Annotated in this window: 22 protein-coding genes; 15 read left to right on the forward strand and 7 right to left on the reverse strand. The window is 42.0% G+C overall.

Features of this window, described 5'->3' with window-relative positions; genetic code table 11:
• Positions 1-183: 183 nt before the first annotated feature.
• The 9 genes from ACLI1A_RS02550 to ACLI1A_RS02590 all read left to right on the forward strand — a co-directional run bounded on the left by ACLI1A_RS02550 (position 184) and on the right by ACLI1A_RS02590 (position 10,556).
• Positions 184-1,119, forward strand: a complete 936-nt coding sequence (locus tag ACLI1A_RS02550; RefSeq protein ID WP_411405765.1) for a type IX secretion system membrane protein PorP/SprF — start codon at positions 184-186, stop codon at positions 1,117-1,119.
• Positions 1,120-1,145: 26 nt separating this feature from the next.
• Entirely contained in the window at positions 1,146-3,008 is a 1,863-nt protein-coding gene (locus tag ACLI1A_RS02555) for an OmpA family protein (protein ID WP_411405767.1), read from the forward strand.
• Between the two features lie 169 nt (positions 3,009-3,177).
• Positions 3,178-4,632 (forward strand): lipopolysaccharide biosynthesis protein, encoded by a 1,455-nt coding sequence (locus ACLI1A_RS02560; RefSeq protein WP_411405769.1) that lies wholly within the window; start codon positions 3,178-3,180, stop codon positions 4,630-4,632.
• A complete protein-coding gene (gene dut, locus ACLI1A_RS02565; protein WP_411405771.1) occupies positions 4,632-5,072 on the forward strand; it encodes a dUTP diphosphatase in 441 nt (146 codons plus the stop codon). The genes ACLI1A_RS02560 and dut overlap by 1 nt, the downstream gene beginning before the upstream one ends.
• A gap of 22 nt (positions 5,073-5,094) precedes the next feature.
• Positions 5,095-6,087, forward strand: a complete 993-nt coding sequence (locus ACLI1A_RS02570) for a tetratricopeptide repeat protein (protein WP_411405773.1) — start codon at positions 5,095-5,097, stop codon at positions 6,085-6,087.
• Between the two features lie 6 nt (positions 6,088-6,093).
• Positions 6,094-7,104 carry a sugar phosphate nucleotidyltransferase gene (locus tag ACLI1A_RS02575; protein WP_411405775.1) on the forward strand — a complete coding sequence of 337 codons (1,011 nt, stop codon included), beginning with the start codon at positions 6,094-6,096 and terminating at the stop codon, positions 7,102-7,104.
• Positions 7,105-7,110: 6 nt separating this feature from the next.
• Positions 7,111-8,412, forward strand: coding sequence for a tetratricopeptide repeat protein (locus tag ACLI1A_RS02580; protein WP_411405777.1), 1,302 nt, complete (start codon positions 7,111-7,113; stop codon positions 8,410-8,412).
• Between the two features lie 22 nt (positions 8,413-8,434).
• Positions 8,435-9,217, forward strand: a complete 783-nt coding sequence (locus tag ACLI1A_RS02585; RefSeq protein WP_411405779.1) for a DUF4292 domain-containing protein — start codon at positions 8,435-8,437, stop codon at positions 9,215-9,217.
• 13 nt (positions 9,218-9,230) lie between these two features.
• A complete protein-coding gene (locus ACLI1A_RS02590; protein ID WP_411405781.1) occupies positions 9,231-10,556 on the forward strand; it encodes a murein hydrolase activator EnvC family protein in 1,326 nt (441 codons plus the stop codon).
• A 68-nt stretch (positions 10,557-10,624) separates the two neighbouring features.
• On the opposite strand, the gene ACLI1A_RS02595 is transcribed toward ACLI1A_RS02590, so the two are convergent.
• A complete protein-coding gene (locus ACLI1A_RS02595) occupies positions 10,625-11,968 on the reverse strand; it encodes a rhodanese-related sulfurtransferase (RefSeq protein ID WP_411405783.1) in 1,344 nt (447 codons plus the stop codon).
• A gap of 135 nt (positions 11,969-12,103) precedes the next feature.
• Entirely contained in the window at positions 12,104-13,492 is a 1,389-nt protein-coding gene (locus ACLI1A_RS02600; protein WP_411405785.1) for an RtcB family protein, read from the reverse strand.
• A 97-nt stretch (positions 13,493-13,589) separates the two neighbouring features.
• Here ACLI1A_RS02600 and ACLI1A_RS02605 point away from each other — a divergent pair, with 97 nt between their 5' ends.
• Positions 13,590-14,585 (forward strand): helix-turn-helix transcriptional regulator, encoded by a 996-nt coding sequence (locus tag ACLI1A_RS02605; RefSeq protein WP_411405787.1) that lies wholly within the window; start codon positions 13,590-13,592, stop codon positions 14,583-14,585.
• 12 nt (positions 14,586-14,597) lie between these two features.
• Here ACLI1A_RS02605 and ACLI1A_RS02610 read toward each other — a convergent pair whose 3' ends face one another.
• Positions 14,598-15,143: a hypothetical protein gene (locus ACLI1A_RS02610; protein WP_411405789.1), complete on the reverse strand. Its 546-nt coding sequence runs from the start codon at positions 15,141-15,143 to the stop codon at positions 14,598-14,600.
• 128 nt (positions 15,144-15,271) lie between these two features.
• Here ACLI1A_RS02610 and ACLI1A_RS02615 point away from each other — a divergent pair, with 128 nt between their 5' ends.
• Complete coding sequence (locus tag ACLI1A_RS02615) at positions 15,272-16,045, forward strand: glycerophosphodiester phosphodiesterase (RefSeq protein ID WP_411405791.1); 774 nt, start codon at positions 15,272-15,274, stop codon at positions 16,043-16,045.
• 13 nt (positions 16,046-16,058) lie between these two features.
• Here the strand turns inward: ACLI1A_RS02615 and ACLI1A_RS02620 are convergent, their stop codons facing one another.
• Positions 16,059-17,936 (reverse strand): tetratricopeptide repeat protein, encoded by a 1,878-nt coding sequence (locus tag ACLI1A_RS02620; protein ID WP_411405793.1) that lies wholly within the window; start codon positions 17,934-17,936, stop codon positions 16,059-16,061.
• A 161-nt stretch (positions 17,937-18,097) separates the two neighbouring features.
• Here ACLI1A_RS02620 and recA point away from each other — a divergent pair, with 161 nt between their 5' ends.
• A complete protein-coding gene (gene recA, locus ACLI1A_RS02625) occupies positions 18,098-19,105 on the forward strand; it encodes a recombinase RecA (protein ID WP_411405795.1) in 1,008 nt (335 codons plus the stop codon).
• A 62-nt stretch (positions 19,106-19,167) separates the two neighbouring features.
• Here recA and ACLI1A_RS02630 read toward each other — a convergent pair whose 3' ends face one another.
• A complete protein-coding gene (locus ACLI1A_RS02630) occupies positions 19,168-20,391 on the reverse strand; it encodes a hypothetical protein (protein WP_411405797.1) in 1,224 nt (407 codons plus the stop codon).
• A gap of 231 nt (positions 20,392-20,622) precedes the next feature.
• Between ACLI1A_RS02630 and ACLI1A_RS02635 the strand changes: the two genes are divergently transcribed.
• The 3 genes from ACLI1A_RS02635 to ACLI1A_RS02645 are packed head-to-tail and all read left to right on the forward strand — an operon-like array spanning position 20,623 to position 23,432.
• On the forward strand, positions 20,623-21,051 hold the full coding sequence (locus tag ACLI1A_RS02635; protein ID WP_411405799.1) for a hypothetical protein: 429 nt from the start codon (positions 20,623-20,625) through the stop codon (positions 21,049-21,051).
• A 24-nt stretch (positions 21,052-21,075) separates the two neighbouring features.
• The gene (locus ACLI1A_RS02640) at positions 21,076-21,621 is read left to right on the forward strand and encodes an RNA polymerase sigma factor (RefSeq protein WP_411405801.1); all 546 of its coding nucleotides are present in this window, start codon (positions 21,076-21,078) and stop codon (positions 21,619-21,621) included.
• Positions 21,618-23,432, forward strand: coding sequence for a hypothetical protein (locus ACLI1A_RS02645; RefSeq protein WP_411405803.1), 1,815 nt, complete (start codon positions 21,618-21,620; stop codon positions 23,430-23,432). The genes ACLI1A_RS02640 and ACLI1A_RS02645 overlap by 4 nt, the downstream gene beginning before the upstream one ends.
• Positions 23,433-23,504: 72 nt before the next feature.
• On the opposite strand, the gene ACLI1A_RS02650 is transcribed toward ACLI1A_RS02645, so the two are convergent.
• Together ACLI1A_RS02650 and ACLI1A_RS02655 are read right to left on the reverse strand one after the other, a co-directional pair.
• Positions 23,505-23,894, reverse strand: a complete 390-nt coding sequence (locus ACLI1A_RS02650; protein ID WP_411405805.1) for a RidA family protein — start codon at positions 23,892-23,894, stop codon at positions 23,505-23,507.
• 111 nt (positions 23,895-24,005) lie between these two features.
• A complete protein-coding gene (locus ACLI1A_RS02655; protein ID WP_411405807.1) occupies positions 24,006-24,749 on the reverse strand; it encodes a lysophospholipid acyltransferase family protein in 744 nt (247 codons plus the stop codon).
• Positions 24,750-24,823: the final 74 nt, after the last annotated feature.

The following is a 24,823-nucleotide window of genomic DNA, read 5'->3' on the forward strand; positions in this document are numbered from 1 at the left end:
GCAGGCCGGCTCTCCAATAGTGTGGTTTAGGAGTGTTAATAATTAACACTAATTAAAGTTTTTGTTAATTATCGTAAAATTCAAATAAAACAATTTTTATTGACCGATTTTTTATGATATTTACATCCCGTTTTAACGGCTTTTATCATTAACCGCATAAATTTTAAAAGAAAAACACATACAATGAGAAAACTATACCTGGCGGCAATAGTTGCACTGGGCAGTTTGTATGGGGCTTATGCACAGCAAGACCCTCACTACACCCAGTACATGTACAACATGAACGTAATTAACCCGGCGTATGCTGGTAGTAAAGAGAATATGGCTATCGGCTTGCTGTACCGCAAGCAGTGGGTAGACATAGACGGCGCGCCGAGTACAGGTACGCTATCGGTTCACAGCCCTGCGGGCAAAAACGTAGGTTTGGGACTTTCTGCGATTACCGACAAGATAGGCCCTGTAAACGAGACGAACGTTTACGGAGATTTCAGCTACACCCTTAAGCTTGGTGGTAGCCACAGGCTAGCCCTTGGTTTAAAGGCCGGAGCTACCTTCCACAAAGTAGGTTTATACAGTGATATAGGTAACGGTTTTGTACCGGATCCGGGTGACCCTGCATTCCAGGAGAATGTTAACAACGCGTACTTTAACCTTGGTACGGGTATCTTCTACTACAGCGATAACTACTACCTTGCGTTTTCGGTGCCGAACATGATTAAGAGCAAGCACCTTGATATTACGCAAACCGGTACAGATTACCGTTTTGGTTCAGAAGTATCACACTACTTTGTAACGGGAGGTTACGTATTCCAGATAACTGATAACTTTAAGCTAAAGCCATCGTTTATGTTTAAGTCGGCCTTTGGTGTAGACCCATCGATAGACGGCTCTTTGAACGCTTTGTTCTTCGAGAAGTTTGAGATAGGCGCTACGTACAGGCTTGATGACAGCTGGGGTGGTATGGTAAACTATGCCATTACGCCAAACATCAGGATTGGTTATGCTTACGACCACATTGTAAGCGACCTAAAGGTAACCACACCTGCATCGCACGAATTCATGGTACTGTTTGACCTGAACTTCCCGAAAAAGGTATCACGTTCACCACGTTATTTCTAACCTAAAGCACCATAAAATAAGAAGATATGAGAAATCTATATATTACCCTTGGTTTTATGCTGGCTACCGGTTCAGTAATGGCTCAGAGCGATGCCACCAAGGATGCAGACAAGCTTTATGCCCGCATGGAGTATGTTGATGCGGCTACGGCTTACCTAAAAGTAAAAGACAAAGACGAGTATGTAAAGAAGCAACTTGCAGAGAGCTACTACAACATTTTTAACAGCAAGGAAGCTGTAAAATGGTATGGAGAGCTTACTAAAACGCAGCAGGATGCCGAGACGTACTACAAATATGCCCAGATGCTGAAAGCAGAAGGCAAGTACGCGGAAGCTAATGCACAGATGCAGAAGTTTGCCAGCCTTGCTCCAAACGATCAGCGTGCTATCATTTTCAAGCAGGATCCTAACTATCTGCCGAAGCTTCAGAGCCAGGCAAAGATGTTTGACGAGAAGGCACTGGACATTAACGACAAGAAATACGGCAGTTTTGGTGGAGTACTTACAGATGATAACACCATCTACTTTACCAGCGCGCGTAACGTTACAAGGAAAAAATACGGCGCCGATGAGCAACCGTACCTTGACCTTTACAAGGCTACCTACAATGAAAATGGTACTGTAAGCGAGCCGGTTCCAGTAAGCGAGGTAAACAGTAAGTGGCATGACGGTCCTGCTGCAGTAACTGCAGACGGTAACACCATGTACTTTGCCAGCGAAAGCTTTGTAGAAAAAGAGTATGTAAAAGATAAAAAGGCTAACATTAAGCAAGGCCAGGTTTATCTTTACAAGGCGACCAAAGTTAAAGGTAAATGGGACAATATAGAGGAACTACCATTTAACGATAAGAAATGGAGTACCGCAAACCCTTCAATAAGCAAGGATGGCAAATGGCTATACTTTGCTTCAGACAGGGAAGGTTCTATGGGCGGCAGTACTGACATCTGGAAAGTGGAGGTAAAAGGCCCTAACAGCTACGGTGAGCCTATCAACCTTGGTCCGAAGATCAACACTGAGGGTAGGGAGAGTTTCCCTTTCATCACTGATTCAGACAAACTTTTCTTTGCATCAGACGGTCGTAAAGGTTTCGGATCTCTGGACGTGTTTGTAATCGACCTTAAAAAAGGTACTGAGGCTAAAAACGTAGGTCTTCCTATCAACTCTGGTAAAGACGACTTCGCATTCAGCTTTAACGATACTAAAAAAGTAGGTCTTTTCTCAAGTAACAGGGAAGGTTTTGATAAAATTTACCTTGCTACTCCAATATGTGGTGTAGAAGCTATTGTAATGGTTCGTGACCTTAAGACAGGAGCTCCTATTGCATTAGCAACTGTAGCCATACTTGATGACAAAGGTAACGTAATAGAAACCCGTACTACAGGTACAGATGGTAACCTTACGTACAACATCGACTGTGATAAGGCTTACACTGTACAGGCTACAGCTTCGGGTTACGAAGGTGGTACATTCCCTATAGCTAAAAACCCTGGAGGTGAGCTTAAGGTTGATGCTAAGCTGAAACCGGTAGAGATACCAAATCCACCTATCATTACGTTTGAAAACATCTACTTCGAGTACGATAAGAGCAACATTACTAAACAAGCTGCCTTTGAACTTGATAAGATCATAGAAACTATGAAAACGTACCCTGATATTGTTGTTATGGTTAAATCTCACACCGATAGCCGTGGTACAGACCAGTACAACATGAGCCTTTCTAACCGTAGGGCTAAGAGTACAGTACAGTACATTATATCAAAAGGTATAGCTAAAGAGCGTATCTCTGGTCAGGGTTATGGCGAGAGCGAGCCTAAAGTTGCCTGCGATAAGTGTACTGAAGAAGAACATGCACAAAACAGGCGTAGTGAGTTTATCATCGTGAAACAATAATCACAGTTAAACAAACGAAACCAAAGCATACAAATAGTAACACCCCCTGCTGAAAAGCCGGGGGTGTTGTTTTTTAATAGTGTTACATTTAGTAATGATAGTTAACGTAATTTGGCCTGCACAAAAAAAATATCGTTATTTTTGCTGATTATTAAAAAAAGACCAATACTTGAGCCTTCAAAAGAAACTCTTTAAGCAAACGGCCATATACGGTATAGCTACTGTGGTGCCGCGTATGTTCAGTTTTATACTTACACCCCTGCACACATCCGGTGTTATGGATGTAGAAAAGTACGCGGAGGTTTCTATAAATTTTTCATGGCTGGTTTTCTTTAATGTTGTTTTGGCGTACGGTATGGAAACGGCTTTTTTCCGGTTCTATAATACTGAAGATAAAAAGCAGGTAATAAGTACTACCACAATTTCATTGTTTTGGTCGTCATTAGCATTTCTTGTCCTTGCATTGGTGTTCCGTAACGGGCTTGCATCGGTTCTGGAGATAGACAAAGAATACATTACCTATAACATCTGGATACTTGCGCTGGATGCGCTGTGTATAATTCCGTTTTCAAAACTGCGTGCCGATAGCAGGCCGGTGTTTTACGCTGCTGTAAAAGTAGGAAGCGTGGCTTTAAACCTGTTTCTAAACTTCTTTTTCCTGGTGTTTCTGCCCAAGCTTTCTAAGGCGTATCCGGGCGGAATATGGAGCAGCATTTATGTAGAAGATTTTCAGGGGGGCTACGTTTTTGTGGCAAATGTTATGGCCAGCCTTTCTGCTTTTTTACTACTGTTGCCACATTACTTTAAACTTTCATGGCACTTTAATTACCAGTTGTGGAAAAAGATTATGCATTATTCCCTCCCAGTTATGGTGGCGGGTATTGCCTTTGCCATTAATGAAACCTTCGACAGGCCACTACTAAAATACCTGAATATACCCGAGCATCAGATAGGCGTATACTCTGCCTGTTATAAGCTGGCCATATTCATGACGCTGTTTACTACTGCGTTCAGGCTGGGGGTAGAGCCTTTTTTCTTTAGCCATGCCGATAAGCAAAACGCCCGCGAAACCTACGCTACTATTACCAAATATTTTGTTATACTGGGTTCCATCATTCTGCTTGGCGTAATAGCCTCTGCCGATTTATTGAAGGTAATGATCATTCAAAAAGAAACATTTTGGGAAGGGATGAATGTAGTGCCGATAATTATTCTGGCAAATTTCTGCCTTGGTATATACACTAACCTTTCGGTTTGGTACAAGCTATCGGATAGAACCAAAATGGGCGCTTATATTTCGTGTATTGGTGCAGCGATTACCCTGTTGTTCAATTTTGCACTGATACCCGTTTGGGGCTATATGGGTTCGGCAGTAGCTACGGTGTCGGCATACGGCACCATGATGGTAGTTTCATACATCATCGGCCAAAAATACTACCCTATACCGTACGATCTTAAAACCACAGGAACCTATATGGGGCTGGCAATAGTTCTTTCCGCAATTTCGTTCTATGTGCCTGTATTAAGGGAAACCTATGTGTTTGGCTACGTTGCCTTCATCGGATTCCTTGTTTTTGTGTATAAAAAAGAAAAAACATCAATCTTAAAACTTGTCAAAAAATAATGTCAGTTACTGTAAAAGTTATTAATAAATCAGGCCACAGCCTGCCTAATTACGAAACCATAGCTAGTGCCGGTATGGACCTGCGCGCCGTACTAAGCGAACCCGTAGTGCTAAACCCGCTGGGGCGTGCCATAATAAAAACCGGGCTTTTTATAGAGCTTCCGGTAGGGTATGAGGCGCAGGTACGCCCACGCAGCGGCCTTGCAGCAAAATTTGGTATTACAGTACTGAACAGCCCCGGCACAATTGATGCCGACTACAGGGGCGAAGTTGGTGTAATTTTAGTAAATTTATCAAATGAGCCGTTTACCGTAGAGCATGGTGAGCGCATAGCCCAGCTTGTAATTGCAAAACACGAGCGTGCCGAATGGCTGGAAACCGTGGAGTTAAGCGATACCAGCAGGGGTGCAGGAGGCTTCGGGAGTACCGGAACCAAATAATAACCCTAAAAAACCAACCATCATGAAACTGGAATTAAAATTTAGCGTTGTAATGCTTGTAGTGCTGGGCTTTACAACAGGCCTGATGCATGCGCAGGATGCAAAGAAGGAAAAGAAGTTCATTAAAAAAGTAGCAAAAGAGGCATGTAATTGTCTTGATGGTATATCGGCTACTCTGGGTAAGGAAGTTGTGCTTGAAAAAATAAATGAATGCATTACTTCGTCTATTATAAGGCATCAGACAGATCCGGACTCTGATGAGATGAAGGAGACGAAAAAGGAGATAGATGCACTGCTTAAAGCTGCTTTAACGGCTAAAGGCGATACCATTGTAGGCACAAACAAAAATATAACTGTAAAAATAAGGAGCGATAAGAACTTTAGGGAAATACAGGATTATATGATGGAGGATTGCCCGCGCATGAAGGTACTTGTGGCCAGTGATGATTTGCAATCGGATAAGTCCATGTCAAAGAATCCTGAGGCATTGAAATATTACCATGAGGCGGAGGATTATTTTTCGAAAGAGAAGTATGATAAAGCAATAGCCAGTTTTAAGAAAGCTTTAGAAATAGATCCTGAATTTGCATTTGCATGGGACGATTTAGGACTTACTTACCGTAAGGCGGGAAATTATGACGAAGCACTTAAGTGCTATAAAAAGTCGCTGGAAATAGATCCCTACGGAACTATGCCATTGCAAAATATGGCCATAGTGTATGAATACAAACAGGACTATAAGCAGGCGGCAGAGACATATGAGAAACTTGTTGAGGCAAACGATCAGGATCCGGAAGGGTATTATGGTGCCGGCAGGTCGTTTTATTTTGCAGGCGATTACCAAAAAGGTTGCGACTATATGTTTCAGGCGTATTTAATTTACAACGAAATAAGGTCGCCGTATATAAAAGATGCAGAGAAAATGCTCTCTGCGTTTTATCAGGATTTAAAGGAAAAAGGGCAGTTGCAGATTATTCTGGATGCGGCCAAGAAATATAAAATTGATTTGAAGTAAATAAGGATGAAGATCATTGTACCCATGGCAGGCAGGGGATCGCGCCTGCGCCCACACACACTTACAGTACCTAAACCGCTTATTCCTATAGCAGGTAAGCCCATAGTGCACCGCTTGGTAGAAGACATAGCAGCAGTACTGGACCAGAAAATTGAAGAAATTGCCTTTATTATACACAAGGACTTTGGAGACAAAGTGCCTTTAGAACTTATAGCCATAGCCAAAAAACTTGGTGCTAAAGGTTCTATATATTATCAGGATAAGCCGCTGGGTACTGCCCATGCTATTATGAGTGCCAAGGAAAGCATGAGCGGCCCCGTAGTGGTTGCCTATGCTGATACACTATTCCGTGCTGATTTTACGTTAGATACAACAGCAGACAGTGTTATATGGGTACAACGCGTAGACGACCCGAGCGCTTTTGGCGTAGTACAGCTAAACGAAAAGAATGAGATAGTAGATTTCGTAGAAAAACCGAAGGAATTTGTAAGCGATTTGGCCATCATTGGTATCTATTACTTTAAGAGTGGTGAAACACTTCGTAGTGAGTTGCAATACCTGCTGGATAATGATATTATGAAAGGCGGCGAGTACCAGCTTACCGATGCCCTGGAAAATATGAAGCAGAAAGGCATGAAATTTGTTCCCGGTAAAGTAGAGCACTGGATGGACTGCGGTAATAAAGACGTTACGGTAGAAACCAACAGCCGTATGCTGAACTTCCTTTACGAGGATGGACTGAACCTTGTTTCAGATACCGTAGTGCTTGATGACAGTACTATAATACCACCTTGCTATATAGGTGAGGGGGTAGTAATAAAAAACAGTACCATAGGTCCTAATGTATCGATAGGAGATAAATCGGTAGTAACAGACAGTAACATAAAAAACAGCCTTATACAGACCCACGCGGCTATTAAAGACGCTAACCTGGATAACGCCATGATAGGAAACCATGCGGTGTTTAACGGTCATTTTACAGCCGTAAGCATAGGCGACTATTGTGTTTTAGAATAACATAACATGAAAATAAAAGCCCTTTTTGGCGGTATAGTGCTTGCAGGCTCTCTTTTGGGGCCTGTAGCTGCATTTGCCCAACAGGAACCCGAGGAAATAGCACTGGCAAACAACGAGTTTGAAGATAATTTCTATGAGGCCCTGAAACAAAAGGGTATGGAAAATTACGACAAAGCCATAGCATCATTGCAAAAGTGCCTGAATGCAGAACCGGATAATGCCGTGGTATACCATGAGTTGGGTAAAAATTATTTTGCACAGAAGAATTATTTTGAGGCGGAGAAGGCCTATAAAAAGGCTACCGAAATAGACCCTAAAAACCGCTGGTACTGGCAAGGGCTTTATGATGTGTACTATGAGCAGAAAGACTTTAACCGTGCCATAACCATAGTGCAAAAGCTTATGGAATGGCGCAAGGAGTATTACCAGGAAGACCTGGTGTCGCTGTACATGTACACACAGCAGTATGATAAGGCATTGGCGCTGATTAATGAAATGGAGCAGACCGTGGGCATGAGCGAAAAGCGCGAAGCCTACAGGCTGGAAATCCTGGCTGACAGCCGCTACTCTAAACCAAAGAAGGAAACGCTGGAAGAAGCCATTAAAAAAGACCCGAAGAACGAGGCAAATTACATCGACCTGATTTACCTGTACAGCGAAAGTAACCAGGAAGCCAAGGCAGAGGAGGTGGCTCGCAGGCTGGAAAAGGAAATACCCACCAGCGATTGGGCACAGGTGAGCCTTTTTAAATTCAACCTGAATAACAATGACGGTGAAAAGGCTTCGCAAAACATGATGCAGATACTGGGGAGCAAAAAAATAGACGGAAAAATAAAGCACCGCGTGCTGAATGAATTCCTGATATATGCTAATAATAACCCGGCTTATCTCCCTACACTTGAAAAAGCTGTAACGTATTTCGGAGCTGATAGAAAGGTTAATGTACCGAAGGAAGTGGGTAAGTTTTTCTTTAATAAAAAGAACTATGCCGAAGCCATACGCTATTTCGAAAAAGGCCTTGCACAGCAGGATGATGACTCCGAAGGGGTAGAATTGCTACTGTATACCTATGCAGAGGGTGGGCAAAATGATAAAATGTATAAACTGGCTACAAAATATATTGATCTGTACCCTACACAGCCCATACTGTACTACTATGCCGGCCTTGCGGCCAACAGGCAGCAGCAGTATAGTAAGGCTAAGGAATGGCTGGAAAGCGGACAGGATTTTATTGTAGACGATGCCGCCCTTACAACAAAGTTTAAGCAACAGCTTGATATTGCTAAAAAGGCCGCGGGCAAAATTTAATGCCCAAACTAACAAATGCTATATGAAAAGGATTTTAATAACCGGCATTATTGCTGTTACACTACTGGTTTCTTGTAAAACCAAGCAAACAGCCTCTCAGGCGGTGACGACAGGAGTAGCCGAAGAAGATAAAACGGCAAAAGAGATTATTGCAGGGCATTATAAAAACCCTGAAAATTATAAGACCCTGGTTATCCGTTCGGATGTGTCGTATAAGGATGCTAAGAACGAGCAGGATGTTACAGCCGAAATACGCATATTAAAAGACCAGAAGATACTGGTTATGGTGCGCTATGCCTTTGTTACCATGGCTAAGGCGCTAATTACTCCCGATGAAGTTTCGTACTACGAAATACTGAACAGTACGTACTTTAAGGGCGATTATAAAGTATTGAGCAAGTGGCTGGGTACTGAGCTGGATTATAACAAGGTACAGAACCTGCTTGTAGGCCGTGCGTTGTACGATCTTAACCAGGGCGGTTATAAGTCGTCTGTAGAAAACGGGCTGTACAGGTTAAGCGGAAAAAGTACCGGACTGCAAAAAGATTTTTTGTTTGAAAGTGATAAATACCTGCTAAAACAACAACTGATTAACCAGGCCGGAGCTGAGCCCCGCATGCTGGAGGTTAATTATACCGGATACCAGGATTACACTAAGGCGGTTTTGCCGGCCGGGATTAAAATACTGGCTACACAAAAAGACAAAGTAAACATAGATATAAGCTACACAGCGGTAAAATTTGACGAAAACCTTACGTTTCCGTACAACATACCAAACGGCTACGAACAAATATCGGTAGATTAACCCATAACAGGCGATGAAACAACTTTTGCTAATATTTTTCCTTATAGGCTGCAGCACCCTGGCACTGGCCCAGGGCGGCGACCAGCAAAGAAAACTGGAAGAGCGCAAAGAGCAGATACAAAAAGAGATTAAGGCGCTTAAAAGCCTTATCAATGACCAAAGCTCTAAAGAGAAATCTGTGTTAACAAAGATTTCGGATAGCGATGCCAAAATAAAGCTTAGCGAAAAACTAATTAGCACTACCAAGAAGCAAACCCGCCTGCTTACTGATGATATTTACCTGAACCAGCTTAAAATAAACAAGCTGAACCGTGAGCTGGAAGTGCTTAAAGATGATTATGCCAAAATGATTCTTAAGGCGTACCAGAGCCGTTCAGACCAAAGCCGTATCATGTTTATCCTTTCGTCTAAGGATTTTCTTGAGGCTTACAAAAGGGTACAGTACATGAAGCAGTATGCCAGTTTCCGTAAGGTACAGGGCGATGAAATTCGCAGTAAAATGACCGAGCTTGAAGACCTGCAAACTAAGCTTGGCGTACAGAAAAAAGATAAGCAAAAATTGCTTGCCGAGAGCCAGAAAGAAAAGAACGAACTGGAAAAAGACAAAGGCGAACAGCAGAAGCTTGTAAAAGACATTCAGAAAAATAAAAAGAAATACACTGCCGAAGTAAAAGCAAAACAACGCGAAAGCCGCGAAATAGACCGTAAGATTGATGCAGTAATACGCGAGGCAATTGCCGAAGCTAACCGTAAGGCCGCCGCTAAAAGGGCCGCAGAGGAGAAAGAGGCCGCTGCTGTAGCTGCTAAATCATCTTCAAAATCTACTAAGGCGTCGGGTAAATCTTCGGGGGCTACAACGTCGTCAGCTCCTGCAAAAAGCACGGTGTCTTCAGAGAAAATTGTTCTTACCAAAGAGGGTAAGGTTGTATCAGACAACTTTAGGGCTAATAAAGGCCACCTGCCATGGCCGGTAGAAAAAGGCTATGTTTCCAGCAGTTTTGGTACACACCCACACCCGTATATAGATGGAATAGATGTAAACAATAAAGGGATAGACATTACTACCGAAGAAGGCGCATCTGTAAAAGCTGTTTTTGGAGGCGAGGTTTCAAGTGTGCAAAAACTTAGGAGTGGAAATTATATTGTATGTATACAGCATGGTGATTATTTTACGGTATACTCTAACCTTGACAATATAAGTGTAAGTGCAGGCGATAAGGTATCTATCCATCAAAAAATAGGTACTGTGGGTAAGGAGCTTGATGGCAGGCCGGTGCTTAAGTTTATTGTGTCGCAAAACAGTAAATTACAAAACCCGGCATTGTGGATTGCTAAGTAAAAACGTACTTGTATTATATAAGAAAAGCTCCCAATAGGGAGCTTTTTTCAGTATTGTAGAATAGGGTTTTATAAAACTCTGTACAGTTTATCAGACAAACGCACACGGAACGGCAGGTTAAACGTCACCTTATCGCCTGCGGTGGCCACAGCGCCCTCATTTCCGTTTACACGCATATTCTCTACAGTGAGTTGCTGTTCGCCTGTTGTAGGGCCCGAAATGATGATTTTATCACCGGCTTTCAGTTCGCCCTGCTCTATGGTAAACTGGCCTACACCCGCTTTAGGGTAGTAATGCTCGCCTTTCCCAATAAGCGTTTTGCGAATGCGTGCACGCACAGGTTTTGTGGCTGTAGCTATAGGAGTATCGCTAAGTACACCACTGTGCTTATAGGTCAACTTGTCTGACTTGCCTTTGCGGAAAATCATGTTGCCCTTATTTACGCCACGGCGTAGTGCTTTTTGTTCCTCTTCAGGCAGCTGAATTACTTCAAGGCATTCTGCCGAACAGGTATTGTGCATAGATGCCTTACAGTCATCACACTGAATAAAGAGCAGGTGACAAGCTTCGTTGGCACAATTCGTATGGTTATCGCACGGCTTACCACACTGGTGGCATTGCGAAATAATATCGTCGGTAATGCGTTCGCCCAGACGGCCGTCAAACACGAAGTTTTTACCTATAAACTTGCTTTCAAGGTTTTCTTCCTTAACCTGGCGGGTATATTCTATAATACCTCCTTCAAGTTGGTACACGTTTTTAAACCCTTTGTGCCTAAAGAATGCCGAAGCCTTTTCGCAGCGGATACCGCCGGTACAGTACATCAGTAGGTTTTTATCTTCTTTATAATCCTGTAGTTGCTCCTCAATAATAGGCAGCGACTCGCGGAAGGTTTCTACATCGGGCGTAATCGCGCCTTTAAAATGACCCACTTCGCTTTCGTAGTGGTTACGGAAGTCCACCACAATGGTATTAGGGTCTTCCAGCATTTTATTAAAATCATTGGCACCAAGATGTACGCCTTTGTTGGTTACGTCAAACGTAGCATCGTCCAGTCCGTCGGCAACAATTTTGTTGCGTACCTTAATGGTCAGTTTTAGGAACGAAAGATCGTCCTGCTCTACAGCCACATTAAGGCGGATGTCTTTAAGGAAAGGGATGGTGTCCAGGTGGTCTTTAAACGCGTAGAAGTTATCGGCCGGAAGCGAAAGCTGGGCGTTAATACCTTCTTTGGCCACGTAGATACGACCCAGGACTTCGAGTTTGTTCCAGGTTACAAAAAGGCTGTCGCGAAAAGCTTGTGGATCTTCAATGTTTGCGTACGCGTAGAAAGACAGCGTAAGGCGCTGCTTGCCGCTTTCTTCTATAAGTGCGGCCCTTTCCTCGGCGCTTAAAGTGTTATACAGTTGCATGCTATCACAGTTTAAGTTGAGAAAATAAAAAAAATACTGCGGCTCCTATTGGCGGAACCGCAGCAAAGGTAATAATTTTCCTGAAAAGTCAGGAAGTTTGTTGGTTGGTGTGTTAAGTAGTTATTTGTAAATCATTTAGCTTTTGGCTCTATACTTCTTTTTATTCTTCCAGGGCGCGTTTTTCTGCACGTCTCCTGCCATAATACATCCGTACGGCATCACCTCGTCCAGTACTTCGCATAGACCGTATTCCTCAATTTGCGCCCTTACGTTTTTGGCGCTTTTGTAGGCGCTGGGCAATTCAGAAATATCAATTTCATTGCTAAAAAACCTGATGTCTAATCCCTGAGTTTCTTCATTAAAGATTTCCTCGGTGGTTTTGTGCGCTAATGATCTTTTGTGAAACGTTCTACTGAAGTTTCTACCTGCTCCGTGAGGGGCAAAACCTAAATTTCTGTCGTTTGTTGTTCCCTGAACAATCAATACAGGCTCTGCCATATTCAGGGGAATTAACCTCGGTCCTGTAATATCCGGCAAAAATTTATCGTCCAGTGGCGTTGCCCCTTTTGCGTGGTAAAATAAATCACCATCCCTGAATACAAAGTTATGTTCGTTCCAATACCTGTCTTGTTTCTCAACGTCAAGGCTTTTCAAGATCGCGTTATGAATGGATTCGTGGTTTTCCTTTGTCCAATTCCTGATTAACTGCAATGCTTCCCAATACTGTTTACCTTCTTCGGTTTCAAACGGAATCCACGCATTTTCCTTTAGCGTGTCCGGCGAAAGTTCCATCCTGAAACGATTGGCTGTTTTCATAGCCTTATCGTACAGCATGGCGCCTGGCGCTCTCGACCCATGATGGGTAACCAGCATGGTGTTTCCGGTGTTTTTGGAGATACCCACAAACAAGAAGTGGTTACCGTCACCCTGGGTACCCATATGCGAGCGGGCTATGCTTATTAGTCGTTCTTCATTAAGGAAATAATTCCCTCTAAAAGCGTCCATCAATTCCTGCGACATGGGCATTTGTTCTCCCCGTGGCCTTCCGCCGTAACCGAAATGCGTAGCCGCATGTGCCGCATCTAAAACAGTCTTGGGTTCAACTTTTCCAAAATCGGTAAGCATTACAGAGCAGCAAATATCTGCGCTGTGAAATCCCGGGTGAATGGCGTTTTTTGCTACTACCACACCACCCACGGGTATATGGCCTTCGGGGCCGGTAGGGCAGGCGTCGGGCATAATGGCTCCTTTAACCAGTGTAGGTGTTTTCATAAGTACGTTCATGGTACCTATTACTTTGTCTACGTTATCGGCTTCGCTTTCGTGCTCTGCCCGTATGTTAATTACAAATTCTTGCGGCTGTGCATGTAGTGGCAATGGCTCGGGCGATTTAAACTGCTCCAGGTATGCCTGCATTTCTTCTTCATTTAAATTGTTCTGGTTGATGTGCTCCAGTGCTTCGGCAAACCATTTTCCGGGTCTGTAACCTAAAGCAATCAGTTCATTTCCGCTAACTGTTTTCATGGTCTTTATTATTTTTCTGATGCAAAGGAATATAGCAACTGCGCAATGTATCTGCGTAGTTGAAATAATTTTAGTAGTTTTATAAAAAAAAAAAGAAATGTCGTCAAACAAAAACGCGCTGATACGCTACAAAACACTGGACAAATGCCTAAGTAACCGGTTTAAAAAGTACACCCTGGATGATCTTATAGACGAATGTTCGGAAGCGCTGTTTGAGTTTGAAGGAAAGGAAGCCTATGTAAGCAAACGTACCGTGCAGGCCGATTTGCAAAATATGCGCAGCGAAAAGTTTGGTTATGAAGCGCCGATTGAGGTTTACGAGAAAAAATACTACAGATATAGCGATCCTGAGTATAGCATTCATAACATATCGGTTAACGAGAATGATTTAAAGGCAATGAACAATGCCATACAGATACTGAAGCAGTTTAAAGATTTTTCGATGTTTGCAGAAATGAACGGTGTGCTGCAAAAGCTGGAAAATTCCATTCATTCGGTTCAGCAAAAATCGATAATACATCTTGATAAGAATGACCGGCTAAAGGGGCTTGAGTTTATAGATGTTTTGTACCAGAGTATATTGGAGAAAAAAGTCTTGGATATTACGTACAAAAGTTTCTCAGCTATAGATTTTAACCAGTTTGTAGTGCACCCGCAGTTCCTGAAAGAATACAACAACCGCTGGTTCCTGTTCTGTACCAAGCAGGGTAAGATAGTTAACCTTGCATTAGACAGAATGGAACAAATAAATGTTTTAGATGAGGAGATTTATGAGGACAAAAAAATTGACCCGGACAACTTTTTCAGCGAAGTAATAGGGGTTACTGTTTCGGAAAGGCAACGGGGCAGGAACATCATTTTCTTTGTAGACAAGCTTAATGCGCCTTATGTAAAAACAAAACCGTTTCATCATTCGCAGGTGGTAGTGGAAGAAAAAAAAGGAGGAACAATCTTTAAAATATGCGTGCAAATTAATTACGAACTGGAACGATTGCTGCTGGGGTTTGGCGATTCGCTGCGGGTGATACAGCCCGAAAGTTTAAGGCAGCGATTGATTCAGAAATTTAATAAGGCATTAAAGCACTATGAGTGATTGCTTCGGTGGTTAAAACTTCACATCGTCCTGTTCGCAGTACCACTGAGGGTCGCAATCGCTAACTACGCAGCCGCCTGCTTTAAACTTCTTTTTATCATCATTAATAATATTGCCGTTTTTATCTCTTTTCTCTATAACGGCAATTAAACCATATCTAACAGGTATTACGTGTTTTTCCGTACAACATACGGGACAGGTTTTGTTTTCTATACTGTAGGGGCAAAAAGGACTGTAAGTGATTTCAAAAGGATGTTTTTGCTGGGCTGGTGTATCAAAATGAAATTTGTAATAATGCTCAGTAGTTCTGTCTAAACTGTTGTTAGGAATAATACGAAACTGGTAATCACCTTTTGTGAGATTTTCCATATTAAACTCCAGTTCACGGTTTGGACGAAGTGTATCATTACGCCCGTTTCCGGTAAGGATAAGCCGGGCATTTTCATAGGTGAAAGTATAATCTTCGTTATGTGTAAGGTTGAGCTTTATTTTAATGCAGTTTTCTTGTCCGAACAAGTTAACGCTTAAGAATAATATGAAAAATAACAATCGGTACATGGCGGTGGTTTTTTCTTATAACGGATATAGAGTAAAGTTAGTACATGTTAAATAACCCCCTCATAACTTTGGTTGCTATTATTTTAGATTAAATTAGCCGCCACAAAACCCAAATATCATTCCCGAAAATGAAAAAACTGCTTAGCCTAAGTGCCGTATTGTTGTTTACGCTGACAACCTTTGCCCAGTTTAACAACAACATAGTAGTAGCCCACCGCGGCGCCTGGAAAACCCACAACCTGCCCGAAAACAGTATAGCATCGTTAAAACAGGCCATTGCCGAGGGTTGCCACGGTAGCGAGTTTGATGTGCATTTAACCTTAGATAACGTACTGGTGGTAAACCACGACCACGAGTTTTACGGCCTAGATATAGAAAAAACCACTTATGCCGAACTGCTGACCAAAAAACACCCTAACGGCGAAAGTATCCCTACACTGGAAGCCTACCTGAAAGAAGGCATGAAACAACGTAAAACCAAGCTGATACTGGAAATTAAAACCAGCCGCATAAGCCCCGAACGCGCCCTTGCAGTTGCCGATGCCACTGTGGCTATGGTGAAGAAACTTAAGGCCCAGAAGTGGGTAGAGTACATTTCTTTTGGCTGGGAAGTGGGCATCCGTATCCATGAGCTTGACCCAAAAGCAAAAGTACAATACCTAACCGGGGACAAAACTCCTGCCGAAGCCAAGGCTGCGGGTTATACGGGCTTAGACTACCATTTTAGTGTGTACAACGAACACCCTGATTACATTGCCGAAGCGCACAAGCTGGGTCTTACCATAAACGCCTGGACGGTGAACGACCGCGCCGACATGGAAAACCTTATTAAACAACACGTTGAGTATATTACTACTAATGAGCCGGAGTTGCTGTTTGAGGTGGTTGGGGAGAAAAATTAGACAATTTTTATACTTAAAGTTCTTCAATTCGTATCGTTTGCGACATGTACAAGTCTATATTTTTCACGAAAAGGAATAAATTGTTGTTATTTTTTTCTTTAATATACGACAAAAGATCTGTAAAGTTCCAACTGTATAAAGATTTGTCTTTAGCTTCAAGATTTAAGTTCTTAATTTTTTCAATAGCTTTAATTTTTTCTATGTTATCGAATTTTTCTAATAATTCAATAATTATGTCTAAAATATTTAATACAGTTTGATATTTTTCACTAGTAATTCGAACTCTAAAATTGTCATTAAAATCGGTTACAGATTTTTCGAGAATAATTTTTGTTTCATAATAATTCAAAAAATCCCCTTCCTCCGCTTTATTAATACTAATCTTTTGTTCTATCATTTTTAGCACACCTTCATAACAGTAATTTGCTAGTTCTCTCCTCTCTTTATTGCTAAAAAAACGAGCGGCTAAAAAATAAAAAGATTCGGTGTTAATTTTTTGTCCACCCTGATCAATCGTCTCTTTTGCACTATTAATACTTTCCTGTGATTGTATGAAAGCTTTATATATATATAAATTGGATGAAAGAGAATTGTTTAATAAGCCATTATCTAAAATCGATATAGCTTCCTCAATCTGACCTAATTTACTTTTTAAGTCGGCTATTTTAAAATAGCAATTTTCAATTTTGTAACTATTATCAATGAGGTTTTGCAAAATATCTACTGCCTCACTTTCTCTACCATTATTTTCTAATAATAAGGCTTTTATATATTTAAAATTATTCACTTTTTCATTATCCATTTGGAACTGTTCAATAGCCTTATTGGAATATTCGATAGCATCGCTAAACTTTTTTTCTCCTTCGAATAATTGAATTAATTTAATGTAATAATCTTCATTAGTTGGATTGATAATAATTAGTTTTAAATAATCAGCAATAACCCTTTCGTTACTTTTTAGCTTTTTTAATACTTCAATACGATTATTATAATAAAGCTCTTTTTTATTATCAATATCAATGGCCTTGTCAAAATTATTAAGGGCTTCTAGAGGATTATCTTTAATAGCATACTGTAATGCGATATTATTATAGGCAGATGAGCTCTTAGGACTTATTTCTAAAGCTTTAAGATAATTCTGTATAGATTTATCATGATATTTAAGTTCAGCATATTCAAAACCAAGATACCAATATGCCTCATTATGCATTGGTTCTTTCATAATAACTTTCTCAAGAAGGGAAATGGCATCTGAATGCATTTTTTTATCCCGTAATATCTGAGCTTTAGAAAATAAAATCTTAGGGTCATCAGGAATACTTACATTTTCAAAAAATTCCAGTCTTTTTTCCAATAATTCAATGGTTTTGTTGCTAGAATCTATCGAAACATTTTGTATCTCTTCCGTTTTTCTTTCCGCTAATTCTTTAACTTTTGATGTTTCTATTTCGATATCACTTAAAAGCTTGTCTTTAAAAAGAGTAGTTATTTTATCGTACTCTTGTTGTAATAATGTCTTTTTATCTTCGATTAATATATCAAAATCATTTTTTTTGCCATTCACGTAAGATTTTGCTTCTTCAAGGGTTTTAATCGCAGATTTTTGACGATTTTGAGATTTAAGGCTTTCGAATCCTATATATATACCGGCGACAGCGATAATTATTCCGAAAATTGATGCAATAAACCCTGTGTAAGTTAAATAATTATTTAATCTATCGTTAGTGTGTTGATAGTTAACAGATAAATTATTGTAATTGTTTTTTAGAATTTCATTTTCGTTTTTTAACTCTTGGACAGTCTCTTCTAAATTTTTGATTTTCTCATTAGGTTTTTCTTGTGAATTAATACTTAATGAGAACAAAAACAAAAGGAAATAAATTTTTTTCATATTGGTGTGATTAGAAAATAAATTTAACAAAAATTCATACGCTTAATCGATTATCTAAGCAAATAAAAAATTTTATCAGAAAATAATTTTGTAACTAAGAAAATATTCTTAATATTGCAGAAGGAAAAAAGAATTAATTTTACTCAAAATAGTATATAGCCATGAGTGGAGAAAGAGAAGCTAAATTAAAAGCGTTACAGCTTACGCTGGATAAACTGGATAAAGCCTACGGTAAAGGTACCGTAATGAAACTGGGCGACCAGGCGGTAGAGGAAGTAGAAGCCATACCATCGGGTTCGCTTGGGGTTGACCTTGCACTGGGTGTAAACGGTTACCCACGTGGCAGGATCATAGAAATCTACGGTCCGGAATCATCGGGTAAAACCACCCTTACGCTACACGCCATTGCAGAGGCGCAAAAGGCAGGTGGTATTGCCGCATTCATTGATGCAGAACACGCGTTTGACCGTCATTATGCAGTAAAACTGGGTGTAGATGTAGAAAACCTTATCATATCGCAGCCGGATAACGGTGAGCAGGCACTTGAAATTGCCGAAAACCTTATCCGTTCGGGAGCCATAGACATTGTGGTTATCGACTCGGTTGCGGCACTTACGCCTAAGAGCGAGATTGAAGGTGAAATGGGCGACTCTAAAATGGGTCTGCATGCACGCCTTATGAGCCAGGCGCTTCGTAAGCTTACGGCTACTATTAATAAAACCAACTGTACGGTATTCTTCATCAACCAGCTTCGTGAGAAGATAGGGGTGATGTTTGGTAACCCTGAAACTACTACGGGTGGTAACGCACTGAAGTTTTACGCTTCGGTAAGGTTAGATATCCGTAAGTCATCGCAAATTAAAGATGGCGACAGCGTTATAGGTAACCGTACTAAGGTAAAAGTGGTTAAGAACAAAGTAGCGCCACCGTTTAAAACTGCTGAGTTCGACATTATGTATGGCGAAGGCGTAAGCAAAACAGGCGAAATCCTGGATCTTGCGGTAGAGTTTGAAATCATCAAGAAATCGGGCTCATGGTTCAGCTACGGCGATACCAAGCTGGGGCAGGGTCGTGATGCGGTTAAGGCGTTGCTTAAAGACAACCCTGAACTTGCCGAAGAACTGGAACTTCGTATAAAAGAAGCCATCAAGGAAGAATCACAACAATAATAAATACAAAAACGCTGCCCTATAAGGCAGCGTTTTTCGTTATCTGTAATGTGGTGAAATCTTTAGTTCCTGCCATGGCCGCCGCCGTTTCGTGCTGCGCCACCGTTGTTATGACTACCTCCGCCACGGCTTACAGTTGCGCCACCATTGTTGCGGCTTGTATTCCTGCTGCTCATGGTTGCATTACGGCTGCCGCCGCCGTTGTTAGTTGCCATGTTGTTGCGGTTTATATTCCTGCCGCTGTTCATAGCCATATTCCTGCTGCCTGAGGTATTGCCCTGGCTCATGTTACGGGTTGGAGTATTACTTCTACCTGAGTTTATAGCAGTGTTGCGGTTACCCATACTGTTACCCTGGTTCATGGTGCGTGTTGGTGCATTGTTCCTGCCGGTAACAGCTGTATTATTTCGGCTATAGCCACGACTGTTGTTAGTGCTGCGACTGTTGTTCCTGGTGTTGTAGTTGCCATTGTTGCGACCTGTGTAGGCGTTGTTTCGTGTAGAGCTATTGCGGTAAGAATTTTGCCTTGAATCCGGCGCATACCTGCGTGGGCTGCTGTTGTGTACTACTACGGCCGTTCTTCTGTAGGGGGCATAAGCCCTGTAGGCTACTGCAACCCTACGGCTTGGGGCCGGCCTGTAGTAAGTGCGGTAAGGGGCACAATGTCCGTAAAATACTGTATAATGTACAGGCCTCCACGGGCGGTACCACACCGGGTATGCCCTCCAGTGCCATGGTGATACATACACCACATAAGCCGGTTCATAAATAAACTGTACTACCGGCCATATCCACACGTTTACTACTATGGCATGTACGTCGGTTACGCCCATATCGGGGCCTTTACCACCTTTTACCGTGGTTTTAATATCCTGTGGTTCTATGATTGATCCATCGGCATACAAGTCTTCATCACCTTCTATTTGCAGTATAGCCCTTTCGGTACCTGTTTTTTCTATACCTATGGTAGCTATATCCTGTTTTTCGTTGTTATCCAGGTAGGTGCTTAGCACTACTGCATGCGCATCTCCGTCTTTAATGTCGGTTACGGTAATATAGTCTGTTTCCCCGTCGTTGTTAAGATCCAGGTTGTTTACATTATTACCTTCTTCGTTTATCAGTTTCTCAAATTCAGCAGGAGATTTCGCCTGTTTAAACATGGCCAGTGCGCCTTCCAGGCTAAAGCCTTCACCTTTATATCCTCCGGAAACTGTTGCTTCCTGTGCTGTAGCCGCCATGGCAGTAAAGCCAAGCGCAACAGCAAATATGTTCTTAACGGTTTTCATGATTCAGTAATGGTATTTTTATTAATTGATTTTTTTAATACTTCATCCGATACACTTACCGGATTTTGTCCTTGTTTTTTTCATATTGGCAACAACAGGCCTTTATTGTTGCTTATTGGTATATATCCAAACTGCGTGCCAGAAAATATTTTCGTAACTTCATGAAGCGTAAACGCAACCTTTTGAGCAACTTTGCATCTTACTAACAAGGAGAAAATTTTCGTGGAAATTATGAGAAAGAGTTTTTTAGTGTTTATAGTATTTGTAACCGGGATAATTGCGGTGGCCTGTTCGGTAGATAATGCGCCCGAGATTAATTTCCATCTTGAGTATATGCCTACAGATAGCGTGAGCTTACCGGCTTCTATGGCTCGTGGGCAAACTTACCCGATAACAATGTACTACCATAGGCCTAACAACTGCTATTACCTTAATGGGTTTTATTATGATAAGAACACCAATACACGTACGGTAGCTATTGAAAACATGGTGCTTGATAGCGATAATTGCAGTCCTTTAGACAGTTTTACTGCCGATGTGGCTACGTTTAACTTTGAGGTGCCTTTAGATGAATATGACAGCTACTTATTCAGGTTTTATAAGGGTGACGATCACGGGACAGATACTTACCTGGAAGTAGAAGTGCCAATTGAACAATAAACGGTAAAAATTAAGTGCATACTATTGGGCTTAGATCAAATCATAAAAGATTGCCAGGCAAACAGCATCAGGGCCCAGGAGCAGCTATACCGCCTGCTGGCCCCAAAGCTTTTTGCAGTATGCCTTAAGTACAGCCGAAGCCGGGTAGACGCAGAAGATAATTTACAGGACGGTTTTATATTGCTTTTTGAAAAAATAGGCCAGTACCGTTTTCAGGGCTCCTTTGAAGGATGGGCCAAAAGGCTGATGGTCAATAATGTGTTGCAAAAGTACCGCACACACGGTATATTTGACCTCGTCAGTGAAAACATGCCTGAAGAACTGGATGTTGTAGTGGATGATGATGAGGTGCCTATGGATTTCCTGTTAAAAATTATACAGGAATTACCGGACCGTTACAGGATGGTATTTAATTTGTATGTAACAGACGGGTATTCGCACAAGGAAATATCGGAAATGCTGAACATATCCGACGGTACATCCAAATCGAACCTTGCCCGCGCAAGGATGATATTGAAAGAAAAAATAGAAGCATACCAACACGGTAATAAAATACCGCATGCAAAATGAATGATAAGAAAGACTTAGAAAGGCTGTTCCGGGAGCGCTTCAAAGATTTTGAAGCAGATCCGCCCGAGTACGTTTGGGAAAACGTACGCGAAGCGCTGGAAGAGAAGAAAAAACGCCGCGCTGTTCCGCTGTGGTTCCGTTATTCGGGCATAGCGGCAGGACTTGTGCTGGCTGCGTTTTTTGGGTGGCAATACCTTTCAGGTGTCGATGGTGTATCGCATGATGCTGATCCCGCTGTGGTTACTGCCCCTAAGCAACCGATGGGTGTGGGCAAAGATACTAATGCCCTTGACCGTCCTGCCGGAACTATAGGTTCGGGCAAAGATAAAGGAAACATCAGCCTGGGCAATGATGATGCGATAGCCGGAAAAGATAACGACAAGGGCAAGCAATCCGGAAAAGGTGGTACAGGTTCGGGAACAGGATCGGCAGATACTAACAGCAGCAAGAATGCTGTGTATGAAAAATATAATAATGCAGTGGTTTCGGGTGAAGGTATAAAAGCGCACCAAGGCCGTAACCAAAACCATAATAACACTCAGGTTGCACCAGGTCAGGGTAAAGACGGTATTATGGGTGCAACAGCTAATGAAAATGCTGTGGCTGCCCACAATGCTAATAGTAAAAAACGTGGCAACCGTAACAAGGCGACACAACAGCACAATACAACTGCGCCTAACGGCAATACTATAAACCGAGAACCGTTTAACCAAAACAATACGGCAATAGCCCAAAATGATAAAACCGGCAGGAATGCATCGGATAAAAATTCGGGTGTAAACGGCAAAAATCCTGCTTTAAATCCCGGTAATACACTTACTGCTGATAAGAGTACAGGTAGTCAGGTTTTTCGGTCTAACCAAAACGCTGTCGCGCAAAATAATAGTACTGCCGGTAAGGATGCTAATAATAACAATACAGGTAACAGCGCTGAAAGCAACAACACTGCTGTAATTGATAAAAATGTTACTATAGCCAATGAAACTGCGCTTGCCGAAGCTACTACAGATACGGTAAAAACCAAGCCCGAGAATGAGCTTGAAAAGTTGCTAAGGGAACAACAGGAAGGTAAAGATAAAGACAAGCAGGTAGCGGAGGTTTCTTCGCCTAAGTGGAATGTAAAACCACAGTTGGCCCCGGTTTTCTACAGTGCTATGGGTAATGGGTCTTCTATAGACGCACAGTTTGCCGGTAACACAAAGAATTTTGACAAAGACCTTAGTTATGGTATAGGCGTTAACTATGCGGTAAACAACCGCCTGAGCATACGCACGGGTGTAAATACTGTAAACCTTAACTACGCCACCCAGGGTATAGAGTTTTATGCCTCATTAGATGCCTCTACCAGCAACGTAGCAAAAGGCCGTAACGCTAATATAGTGGTGCGCGACAAGACAGAAGGGCAAATGGGTTCGCTTACAACTAATTCGCTTGCTAAGGACACCTATGAGGGTTCTATGGTGCAAACCACAGGTTATGTAGAGGTGCCTATGGAGCTATCGTATGCGCTGCTGAATAAGAAATTTGGTATACAGGTTATAGGTGGTGTAAGTACACTGTTCCTTAACGAAAATAATGTAAGCGTAGTAAGTACACAGGGGTTGGCTACAAGCGTAGGCGAGGCCGAAAACCTTAATAATGTACACTTTAGTACTAACCTGGGTGTAGGGTTCAGATACAGGTTCTTTAAATCATTTGAGGCCAACTTTGAGCCTACGTTTAAGTACCAGGTAAACACTTACAGCCGCGACGCTACAGACTTTAAGCCGTATTTTATAGGCTTATATTCGGGTATTAGTTTTAGTTTTTAGTTGATAGGCCGCAGTTTACGGCCATTTAGTTAAGTTAAGAAAAAACGCCTCTCTGCCAAGACGGGCGTTTTTTTATTGCGGTTGGCGCAGTGCCGTAACCTCTATCTCTATTTTCATTTTGTCGTTAGCCAGCCCTGCCGAGAACATGGTTGCTGCCGGTAATACCTCACCAAAGTATTTTCTTAAAACAGGCCAGCAGGCTTCAAAATCCTTAGCATTAGGCAAAATATAATGTACACGCACTACATCGGCCAGAGTGGCATTTGCTTGTTCCAATGCGTGGACAATATTTTTAAGGGTTTGTTCTACCTGCTCTGCCACATTATCAGATATGGTCATGGTAGCATAGTCGTAACCCGTGGTGCCACTTACAAATATCCAGTCGCCCTGTACCACAGCACGGGAATAGCCTATTTGTTTTTCAAATGCTGAGCCAGATGAGATTAGGGTTCTTTTGGGCATAATTGATGGATTTATATATACCTACAAGGTCTTTGAGACCTTGCAGGATATGAGCGTTATTACAGGTTGCTAACCTGCAAGGTTTTTTAACCTTGTAGGTTTCCTAAAAAATTATCCTTTCTCAAATTCACTCAGCTGCCCATAAATTACCTGCCATGTTTTATCTTTCAGCTCTTTTTTGTCATCCTGGGTTAAGCCCTCAGTAGGGATAAACGGAAGCACTTTGGCACGCATCCTGCCCGGGCTGCCGCTAAAAAACGTAAAGCTGAAACGCTTTTTGTTATCGGCAAATGCCATGGGTACTATGGGAATCTGGTGGTCTATGGCCAGGCGGAATGCGCCGTCTTTAAACTCATCCAGCAATATGCTTTCGTCGTCGGGTACGCCGCCTTCGGGGAATATACAAATGCTAAGTCCTTGGTGCAGGCGTTTTTGCGCACGCTGAAAAACCTCAAAACGGCTTTTGCTGCTGTTTCGGTCCACCAGTATGCAACTGCGCTTATAAAAGAACCCGAACACGGGTATTTTGGCAAGCTCCTTTTTGCCCACAAATACAAACGGGTTAGGGCAAATGGCCAGCATTAGCATAATATCGGTCATACTGGTGTGGTTGGCTACCAGCATATAGCTCTTGCCGGGTTCAAACTGTTGGTCTTTTTTCAGGATTACCCAAAAGCCCATACAAAACAGTATAAACCTGCCCCAGCCACGTGCCATGAGGAAGAAGATAGGGTAGGTGCGTTCGGAAAGCAATGAAAGTACCAGAAACGGCGATAATATGATAATGGGAATGCCCATTACTACATAAAACCATATACGGTACAGTGTCCAGAAAATATACTTAAAGGGCTTCATACTGCCCAAATGTAGCAATTCGGCGTGAATAATGTATGAAAACCGTTACCTTTGTGAAAATTTCAAACTTTTAT

The organism is Flavobacterium sp. RHBU_3, assembly GCF_046613565.1.
GTDB lineage: Bacteria > Bacteroidota > Bacteroidia > Flavobacteriales > Flavobacteriaceae > Flavobacterium.